This is a genomic window from Luteococcus sanguinis (genome assembly GCF_039527675.1).
GTDB classification, from domain to species: domain Bacteria; phylum Actinomycetota; class Actinomycetes; order Propionibacteriales; family Propionibacteriaceae; genus Luteococcus; species Luteococcus sanguinis.
This window is the reverse complement of record NZ_BAAAKI010000015.1, coordinates 1-8,312: the sequence shown is the minus strand read 5'-3', so window position 1 is coordinate 8,312 and position 8,312 is coordinate 1. Positions and strand designations below refer to the sequence as shown.

Below are 8,312 nucleotides of genomic sequence, written 5' to 3'. Positions count from 1 at the left end.
TGCCCGCAACCACGGGCGACAGGACGACTCCCAGAACCACCGGACCTACAAAACGGGGTCAGCCCACATGCGACTGACAAAGAAGGTCAGAGAGCGACTGATCGAGCAAAACGAGGGCTTCACGACAAGCAGCTACTACGAGGCAAGGAACTTCCGGGAGCAGCGCGACTACACGATTGCTGATGGCAAGGTCCACATCCGCGCCCGGGGCAAGACGTCATGGGCTGACAGCGACTTTGACAACAGTTGGGTGGCGGATGACGAAGAGGCGCATCGCTTCCTGTACAGGCACAAGGACAGGCTGGACACGACAGGGCTGGATTGACTCCCGACTCCGTGGATGTGCCGTTCTCAGCAGGCTTGAAGGCTCCAAACGATCCACGGTTGCCATGGCATGGCTACGTCCGGCGAAGCGGCTAAGACCTTGGACAGGGCCAGTGCCCCGGGGCTACGAAGCTGCTGCATACTGACGCCATGCGCCGGTCAACCTGCATCCTTGCCGCCGTCCTTCTCGCCGTGATGTCGATGTCACTGCTCTCGACACCCACAGGCCTTGCAGGGACCCCGAAGCCCACCCCAAGCGCAACCACGACCGCCCCAGCACCGACCACCCCAGGGACGGCAAGCTGGCACACCGGAGACTGGATCGCCCTGGGATCATTGGGAATTGCCCTCGCGTCGCTTGGCTTGGCAGTCCGTTCACAGAGGACGGCGCGGAAGGCACAGGAACTCAGTGAGGCAGTCGACCAGCGCGAGGTTGCCCGACACGAGGCCCGGCGCCTGGAGCAGGCTCGGCGGATCATCGCTTGGATCGGGTTCCCCGGCGCACCGGAGGTCGAGATCGAGAACGCCGGTGACGAAACAGTGACCGAACTCCACGTGGCGCATGTTGAGCTGAGCAATCGCCCCGGGTATAGCACAGCGCCGAACCGGCGGGTCCGCGGGGCAAATCGCGGATACTGGGAGGTCCTCCCATCCGGCTCCAAGGGTACTTACCCTTTCGATATCATCGATCCAACAGGAGCCGAGACCAACATGATGGCGTTCGAAGACGATCACATCGAGTGGCTTGTCACGATCACCTTCAGAGATGCCGAGGGCCAGCGGTGGCGTCGGACCAACAGAGAGGACCCGAGGCCCATCGAGGACTGATCCATCGTCCTGCGGCTCAATCAATTCTTGCGGATACCTCATTGGCATGGCGAATGCCAAGAACTGTCAGACCGCCCCGCCACACTGGGCGCATGTCCTCCCGCATCCGCTCCGACTTCGGCACGCTGGCCGACCGTGCCTACGGGAGACAGGGGGCCAGGGCCACCGTTCCGGGGCATGCGTGGGCGAAGTTCGGTGACGGCTGGCGGCCAGTGCTGCTGGTGCGATGGATCCGCAACCCCGACGGCACCTGGGCCGGGGAGGTGGCAGCGGTCGACGAGCACGGGCAGGCCGGCCTGTTCGTGGTGGCTGCCAGCCTGCTCTGCGGTGCCGGGACCATGCCACCCGAGCTGTCGGACGGCCCCTAGCCCTTGGCCAGCTGGACCTTCCAGCCCCGGGGTGGCTTGGCTGCCGAGCGCTTGGTGGGTGGCTGCGGGATGGATGGCACAGGCGCACCCATGGCGCGCAGGATCGCCACGGCCTTCTGGCGTTCTGCCAGCGTGTACGCGGGCGTGGTGTCCTTGGCGGTCAAGGCTTGCCTCCTTCGTGCACTGCCCTCAGGATCTGGGGCCAGGCGCCGAACCTCTTGCGCACCAGCGTGCCCGACGGGGCACCCTCTTGAGCGGAAAGCCAGGATTCCAGTCCGGTTACCGTCCACGGCCCGGGTGACTCCAAGTAGCGGCAAACCCAACTGGCGAGGTCCTCGTCGCTGAACTGGCGGGCCCGGCCGCTGGACCGCACCGTCACGCCAACGGATTGAAGGGCAGCGGTCCAGGTGCCATGCCGGCGCAGGACGGTCGCCAGGGAAGGCCAGCCCCGGCCTTCCCGTAGTGCCGTGAACCGGGCCATGGTGGGCGTGTCCGTGAGAGCCACGAACTCGCGCAAGGCGTCCTCGATGGCCTCGTCCGGGGTGGCCTTGGCCGCCGTAGTGGCCGGTGCAGCGCCGCCCGGTCCCCGAGGACCGACCGCAGCTCGCTAGCGCTGCAACCCAAGCTGGCCTGGTCGAGCGGGACACCCGGGTTGGCAGCAGACCAGGCCAGCGCTTGGCGTTCGAGGTCCTCGCGGGCTTGCTGCCGGCACCGTTCCCGTTCGGCGCGCATGGCCGGGGTGATGGCCAGGATGCCGTAAACCCGTGTCGGTGACAGGCGGTGCTGGCGCGCGATGCGGGTGACCCGCTCGCCATCCAGCCACGCCTCGAGGATGGCACGGTCCCGGGCGGTGTCGGTCATGGGGCCAGCGTAGGACGACGTTGTTCGTGTCAGTTGGTGATCATGCCGGCGTAGTCCGTGTCTGCGACCGCTGGGATCGCCTCGGCGATGTTCTTCTCTTCTCCCAGCTTCGGGACGTGGTCCAGCGCTACGTCGCCGTGATGGAGTGCCAAGGCAAACCCGGCCAGGTCTGGGTACAAGGTCTGGTGTGACTTTCCCAGCGCGTGCAGCACGTGAAGGAGTGGTTGTTTCCATCCGGCCGGGATGATGAAGGCCGCGAAGCTTGGTGGAGTGACGGTGCGGAGGTCTGGGGGGTCCTGCAGGATGCTGTCGAAGTCTGGTGGGACCGCGAGGAAACCGAAGGCCTGGCAGTCGCTCACCAACGAACTGCCAGCGGTGGGCACCAGTCCGTCAGGCAACATCCCGATAAGGAAGGCTCCCTGCTGTGCGGTCATTCGCGCGTCACGGATGGTGGGGGCGAGCATGACCGGATGCTTGATGGCCGTATCCAGGATCTGCTTCAGGCCGTGATCCAATGGTTCGGCAATTTCACCCAAAGTGCCTTCCGGGCGCTCGTGGGTCTCCTTGCTGTGCTTGGCGTCCACGGCGAACAGGATGCCGTCCTTGCTGGTGTGGTCGCTGCAGGCGAACCACAGGGCGGTGAACGGGTCCCGGCTGACGTCGATGAGGCGGGTGGGCACGCCGTGGTGCTGCATCTGGGCCAGGAGTTGCAGGTCCGGGATGTGGCTCGCGCCCATCGTCCCCAGCCCCCAGTTGCGTGCTTGCTCGATCAATGCGCGCTCAGCCTTCTCCAGCGGGATCGTGTCCGCCAGGCCGTTCGTTCGCATGTGTCGCTGCAGGCTGGATTCCAGCTTCCAGGCAGCGTCGGCCTGTCCACGCCAGACGTAGCCGCCAACAGCGGGACCGAGCTGGGTCAGCCGCATCGTGAAAGCCAGCAACTGGTCGATCGATTCGGGCTGCACCGCCCAGCCGTCACGAACCCACTGCGCTGGCTGCAGCCCGTGAGCTGTCGGGGGCATGTTCATGACAGAAGGTTAGTTGCTCCCTGATGTCCTGCTGTGGCAAGCGACTTTCGCACCCTGGAACCCCTGCCTCACTGAGACGATCCGGTCATGCCCCGAACCCTCCCCCTCGTGATTGCGGGTGCTGTCACCACAGGCATTGCCATCGGTGCCCTGACGATGACGGCCCTTAACCCCAAGCCCCTCGGCTACGTCGCGCCGACACCACCCGCCGTGAGCCTCAGTGCCACCCCCTCCGAGACACCGTCACCGAGCCCGACGCCGGCACCGTCCACGAGCCAACCGGCCGCAGCATCACAGGAGCAGCACACGGCCACCGTGCAGCCCACGGCGCAGCAGACCATGCCCCGCATGATGGGTGCCCGCGAGGACGAGGCAGTCGCCCTGTTCCGTGACCTCGGCGTGCGCAACGTCTCGATCGTCGACGAGGCCACGAATGATGAAGCCCAGGACGGCTTGGTGCAGTGGCAGGATCCTGGCCACCACATGCCGATAGGTCCCGACACCCGGGTCAGGTTGGGGGTTGGCCGCTGGGCCGGTACCGACGAGAGTCACATCACCCGTGCGCCCCAGCCGGCCACGACCAGCCAGACCACGGCTGATGCCACCGAGGGTGTCACGGATGAGAGCCACGCCAAGCAGGATGTCGTGTGGTCACCGGTCCTGCCGGAGGGCGACGGCAACCAGCAGCCGTGCCAGCCGCCAGCGGTGTACGTGCCGGAGAAGAACGCCTGCGCCACGTACCGGAACGGGGGTGCCTGACCATGGCGAGCGACATCGACCCGGAAGTCCTGGAACAGCTGGCCCGCTGGCGGGATGCGGTGCACACAGCCTTGGAAGACCACACCGATACCGTCTTGACGGTGACGGCTGTGGACCTCCCCGGTGCACTCACCGTCCAGGTCGCGGCTGATTCCGCTGGCACGCGGACTGCCCGTGACCTGGTCAACTGGGCGAAACCTTCCTTAGCGCTCGTGCGACCACCCGACGACGAGGATCAGTTCTTCACCATCGCGCTCGTGTCGAGTGCCGACCGCCGAGACGTGGTGCTCCAGTGCGGCGAAGCCCCGGAACCGGAGGACTTCTTCACCCGTAGGGAACGTGAACTTGACCTGACCGATGACGACGTCGAGCGCATTGCCAGCATCCTCCAGGCAGAGCTGGAAACCTGGCTGGGCTCGGACGACTGGCACCCAGCCTTGAGCGGTCAGTTCGACCGGGAGCTGGACCGCCTGCTCGACCGCACTTTCCCAGAGGACAAGTTCAGCGAGCGGGAGCGCCGACAAGCGATCTTCGTGGCCGCCATTGTCCTCCGGGTCCAGGAGCAAATCTCGCAGATCCGACAGGAGCAGAAGGAACTGCACCGCATGCGCGCCATGGAGAACCCTGACGCCATCGCGCAAGACCTGCTGGATGGACCGCACGCCACGGCGCTGCGGCGAGGAACCCAGGTGGAGCGAACCGCGGTGGTGTCCGCCATCATGAAAGAGCAGTGCCCATGCCTCACCAAGGCGATCTGCACGACAATCGCTCGAGCCATTCCCCGGTGGCTGTGATGGGAAACCATGCAGCCAAGGCTGGGCCTTCACCCCGGATCGTGGACACGGTGGTGGTTGATTACGCTGCGGTTGGCAGCGTAGCGGCCCGGCAGGCCTCATAGGTGTTCGGGGACAGATAGCCGCACCAGGAATGGCGACGGCGAGTGTTGTAGCGGGTGACCCAGCGAAAGACCTGACGGCGACACAACTCCGGCCCAGCGAACGTGGCCTGCCCGGCGAGGAGTTCGCGTTTGAGGGTGGCGTTGAACGACTCGGCCAGACTGTTGTCGGCGCTCGTCCCCACGGCCCCCATCGACTGGCTCACCCCAAGACCCTTGCAGAGTTTCGCGTAGGCCTTCGACGTGTAGACCGACCCATGGGCACTGTGAAAGATCGCACCCCGGAGACTGCCGCGCTGCGCGCAGGCGGCTTTCAGCGCGTCTTCGACCAGTTCGGTGCGCATGTGGTCCGCGACCGCCCAGCCGGCCAGTTTGCGGGAGTAGCAGTCGATCACGGTGGCCAGATAGAGGTTCCCGCCACCGGCCAGCGGAAGGTAGGTGATGTCACCGACGTAACGCTGGTTCGGCTTCTCGGCGGTGAAGTCCCGCTGCAGCAGGTCACCGAACCTCTCGTCGGCCGGTTCCGGGACAGTGGTGCGAACCCTGCGACGCAGCCGGATCCCCGCCAGCTGGTGGGCACGCATCACCCTGGCGACGCGCTTGTGGTTGACACGATCCTCGCGGGCGGCGCCGTCGTTCAGTTCGACGGTCACCCGCGGTGCTCCGTAGGCCGGGTCCCCACCAGCTTTCGGGTCCTGGACCCGTCGGATCCGTGCAGCCAGGACAGCGTCGTCCTCAGCGCGCTGCTGACGGGCCGGACCGGCTTTCTGCCAGGCATAGAACGAGGAGCGGGACAGCTCCAACACCTGGCACAACCGCTTCACCTGGTAGGTGGTCTGGTGGTCGGCGACGAACTGGAAGCGGTTCACCAGCTCGTCTCCCCGGCGAAATACTTGGCCGCCTTGCGCAGGATGTCGCGTTCGGTCTCCACCCTGGCCTTGTCCGCCCGCAACCGGGCATTCTCGGCCTCCAGCCGGGCGATCCTCGCTACTGGTGAGTCACCGGAAGGGGGCGTGGCTGGGGTCGGTCCGTCGTTGGTGCGGACACCGTTGCCCAAGTCCTTGACCCACAACGACAGGGTCCCACGGGAGACGCCCAACTCCCCAGCGATCTGCTTCAACGTCGCAGCGGGCGTGGTCTCGTACAAGTCAACGGCCTGCTGACGAAACTCCATCGAGTAGTTCTTCCTGGCCATGGTGATGATCATCTCGCTTCCTCCAGCCCATGCTGGATTCCACGTGTCCACAACCAGGGGTCAAGGCCCGCGCTTGGGTCGCTGATGGGGCTGCCTGCTGCGTGGGCTACAGGACCGGCCGGCAACTCGCCGTCACGACTTGGTGTTCGGCACCAGGTAGTGCGGGCCAATGAACCCGACGTGCACCTTGCCGGTTGTTCCCTTCGTGTCGTCATGGAAGTAGACGCGCGGAGCCAGGTCACCGCCGCCTTCAGAGATCTTGAGGTGCGCCTCCATGTAGAGCGTGCCGGACTTGTCGACCTTCTTGTCGACAGGGAAGATGCGAGCAGCCTTCCATTTCGCATTGCTCGCCACGGTCTCCGATTCGCGCATGGCGAGCTTCTTCGTGGTGGCTGGCCATGAGCTGCCGCCCTCCGCGCACCAGTTCCAGAAGCCCTTGGTGGCAGCCTCCTTGCCGCTTGATTCCTTGGCGTAGTCAGCGAGTGCTTGAAGACCCCGCCACACGGTGTTGCCCCACGCTGCCGCATTTGGAGTTGCATCCAGTCGATCAATGTCACGCACCGCCGCTTCGGGGATCACGAGGTGCTCCGTCAAGCTGAGTTGGGCTTGGATCACGGCCTCTTCGACGCTGTTGACCGCGTCGTCGGGATCGTCGTCCCCAGGCGAGGTGGCAGCTACCACGTCGGCTGCTCGGCCACTGCTGAAACCCAAGTCCCGCAGTCGCCTCAGCTGGCCGAGGGCCTCGTTGAGCTGGCTCTCCACTTCGCCTCGCTCCAACTGTTCCAGTTCCAGCTGCATCTCCAGTTCTTCCACACTGGCCCGGAGTTCAAGCACCTCACCCGATTGGTCGCGGCCGCCACTTCTATGCCCTTCTATGGCGCGCAACCGAGGGTCGGGGCGTCGTCGCGTAGACATGGAGGTCACCCAGTTGATGACGGGCTCCGCACCCCGCTGGGCGATCAGGTCACTGGTGAACACCCGATGGGCCGCCGTTGATTCGATTGGCCCCGGGGCATAGACGCGCATCGCCCCACCCCACACCGCAGCCCGATCAGGCAAGGCTGCTCGAAGGGCATCTTGGGCGTCCGGGTCCAGCCTGACCACGGTGGCCAGACCTGTCAGGCGACGTGCCATCGCGTCACTGCGCCCCATCGTAGAGGTGTTGAAGCCACTACAAGGGCTGGTGACCACCACCACGGGAAGCATGCGGTTTTCGTCCTCCAGGTGCTCCACCAGGACGGATACCCCTGGTTGTGGGATGTGTTGCACCGAAGTGAGGAGGCCGCTGGAACCCAACCGCGGCCGGTTGCCAATGCGCAGGAGGGCATCCACGACCCGGGGGCGCCCAAGGATGACGGGTCGGTGGATTCTGGCCGCCTCCATCGTGTTGTCGACCCAGCACGCCAACCGGCCGTCCAGGACAGCCACTCGGATACCCACGCCCCATGCCGCCTCGCTGTCCTGGTCTTCCAGGTCCACGAGGAACCCACGGGGATCCTCGCTGAACACGGTGTCCAGTCTGCGGGCCAGTCCGTTGCTGGTGGTGGTTTCGCTGCGCCCAGGCTCCAAGGTCGCCCCCACATCCTGCATCGCCCATTCCGCCACCGCGCGCTTGGCACGCTCCAGCGCATCGTCGGGAGACGTTTCGTCCAATGAGGCGGACCACAGCACGCGCGACATGACTGCCATGATGCGGAGCATAATTGCTGCCGGGGGTGCCGTCAGCACGTCGTGCTGATTCTCGCACGATGGGACCGCAGGAACCCGTGCACGTCGTGACGTAGAAGGCGAAGGCCAAGGACCCAGTTGGGGATCTTTGGCGGGACCCGCCCGCCGTCAGTTGCTCGCGATACTTTAGCGCGTGACGCCTACCCCCAACCCCGCCACCGAACTCCACGCCCTCCTGGAGTCTTGGGTGGAAGTGCCCGCAGGTACCTCTGTGACGGACTTTCGCCGTCGCGTCTTGATCGAGCGAATGAAGGCCGAGGGCGTGGGCCGCCCCCTTCATTCGGTCCGGTCGCTCTGTGAGTCGTCGGTTTCGATTTGATGGGTGCGCA

The 8,312-nt window shown here is 65.5% G+C and carries 9 protein-coding genes; 5 read left to right on the top strand and 4 right to left on the bottom strand.

Annotated elements, in window-relative coordinates; translation table 11 throughout:
* The 3 genes from ABD089_RS11060 to ABD089_RS11050 all read left to right on the top strand — a co-directional run.
* Positions 1–325: hypothetical protein (locus ABD089_RS11060; RefSeq protein ID WP_343886458.1), on the top strand; the 325-nt coding region annotated here is incomplete at its 5' end.
* A gap of 149 nt (positions 326–474) precedes the next feature.
* Positions 475–1,152 carry a hypothetical protein gene (locus ABD089_RS11055; protein WP_343886456.1) on the top strand — a complete coding sequence of 226 codons (678 nt, stop codon included), beginning with the start codon at positions 475–477 and terminating at the stop codon, positions 1,150–1,152.
* Positions 1,153–1,244: 92 nt separating this feature from the next.
* Positions 1,245–1,520, top strand: a complete 276-nt coding sequence (locus ABD089_RS11050; RefSeq protein ID WP_343886455.1) for a hypothetical protein — start codon at positions 1,245–1,247, stop codon at positions 1,518–1,520.
* Here ABD089_RS11050 and ABD089_RS11045 read toward each other — a convergent pair.
* Entirely contained in the window at positions 1,517–1,684 is a 168-nt protein-coding gene (locus tag ABD089_RS11045; RefSeq protein ID WP_343886454.1) for a hypothetical protein, read from the bottom strand. The genes ABD089_RS11050 and ABD089_RS11045 overlap by 4 nt on opposite strands.
* Before the next feature lie 726 nt (positions 1,685–2,410).
* Positions 2,411–3,406: an FRG domain-containing protein gene (locus tag ABD089_RS11040; RefSeq protein ID WP_343886453.1), complete on the bottom strand. Its 996-nt coding sequence runs from the start codon at positions 3,404–3,406 to the stop codon at positions 2,411–2,413.
* Positions 3,407–3,493: 87 nt separating this feature from the next.
* On the opposite strand from ABD089_RS11040, the gene ABD089_RS11035 reads away from it, so the two are divergent.
* Both ABD089_RS11035 and ABD089_RS11030 read left to right on the top strand, forming a co-directional pair.
* Complete coding sequence (locus ABD089_RS11035) at positions 3,494–4,165, top strand: PASTA domain-containing protein (protein WP_343886452.1); 672 nt, start codon at positions 3,494–3,496, stop codon at positions 4,163–4,165.
* 2 nt (positions 4,166–4,167) lie between these two features.
* A complete protein-coding gene (locus tag ABD089_RS11030; protein WP_343886451.1) occupies positions 4,168–4,959 on the top strand; it encodes a hypothetical protein in 792 nt (263 codons plus the stop codon).
* 61 nt (positions 4,960–5,020) lie between these two features.
* On the opposite strand, the gene ABD089_RS11025 is transcribed toward ABD089_RS11030, so the two are convergent.
* Positions 5,021–6,255 (bottom strand): IS3 family transposase gene (locus tag ABD089_RS11025; RefSeq protein ID WP_343886459.1). Its coding sequence is split into 2 segments (ribosomal slippage): positions 5,021–5,946 and positions 5,946–6,255, totalling 1,236 coding nucleotides; the frame shifts between segments, so codons are not numbered across the junction.
* A gap of 132 nt (positions 6,256–6,387) precedes the next feature.
* A complete protein-coding gene (locus ABD089_RS11020) occupies positions 6,388–7,944 on the bottom strand; it encodes a hypothetical protein (RefSeq protein ID WP_343886450.1) in 1,557 nt (518 codons plus the stop codon).
* Between the last annotated feature and the right edge of the window lie 368 nt (positions 7,945–8,312).

What these genes read in the sequence shown, in the direction of transcription:
- ABD089_RS11020 (WP_343886450.1), bottom strand. Translation starts at nt 7,944, where the DNA reads ATGGCAGTCATGTCGCGCGTGCTGTGGTCCGCCTCATTGGACGAAACG.
- ABD089_RS11035 (WP_343886452.1), top strand. Translation starts at nt 3,494, where the DNA reads ATGCCCCGAACCCTCCCCCTCGTGATTGCGGGTGCTGTCACCACAGGC.
- ABD089_RS11040 (WP_343886453.1), bottom strand. Translation starts at nt 3,406, where the DNA reads ATGAACATGCCCCCGACAGCTCACGGGCTGCAGCCAGCGCAGTGGGTT.
- ABD089_RS11030 (WP_343886451.1), top strand. Translation starts at nt 4,168, where the DNA reads ATGGCGAGCGACATCGACCCGGAAGTCCTGGAACAGCTGGCCCGCTGG.
- ABD089_RS11055 (WP_343886456.1), top strand. Translation starts at nt 475, where the DNA reads ATGCGCCGGTCAACCTGCATCCTTGCCGCCGTCCTTCTCGCCGTGATG.
- ABD089_RS11050 (WP_343886455.1), top strand. Translation starts at nt 1,245, where the DNA reads ATGTCCTCCCGCATCCGCTCCGACTTCGGCACGCTGGCCGACCGTGCC.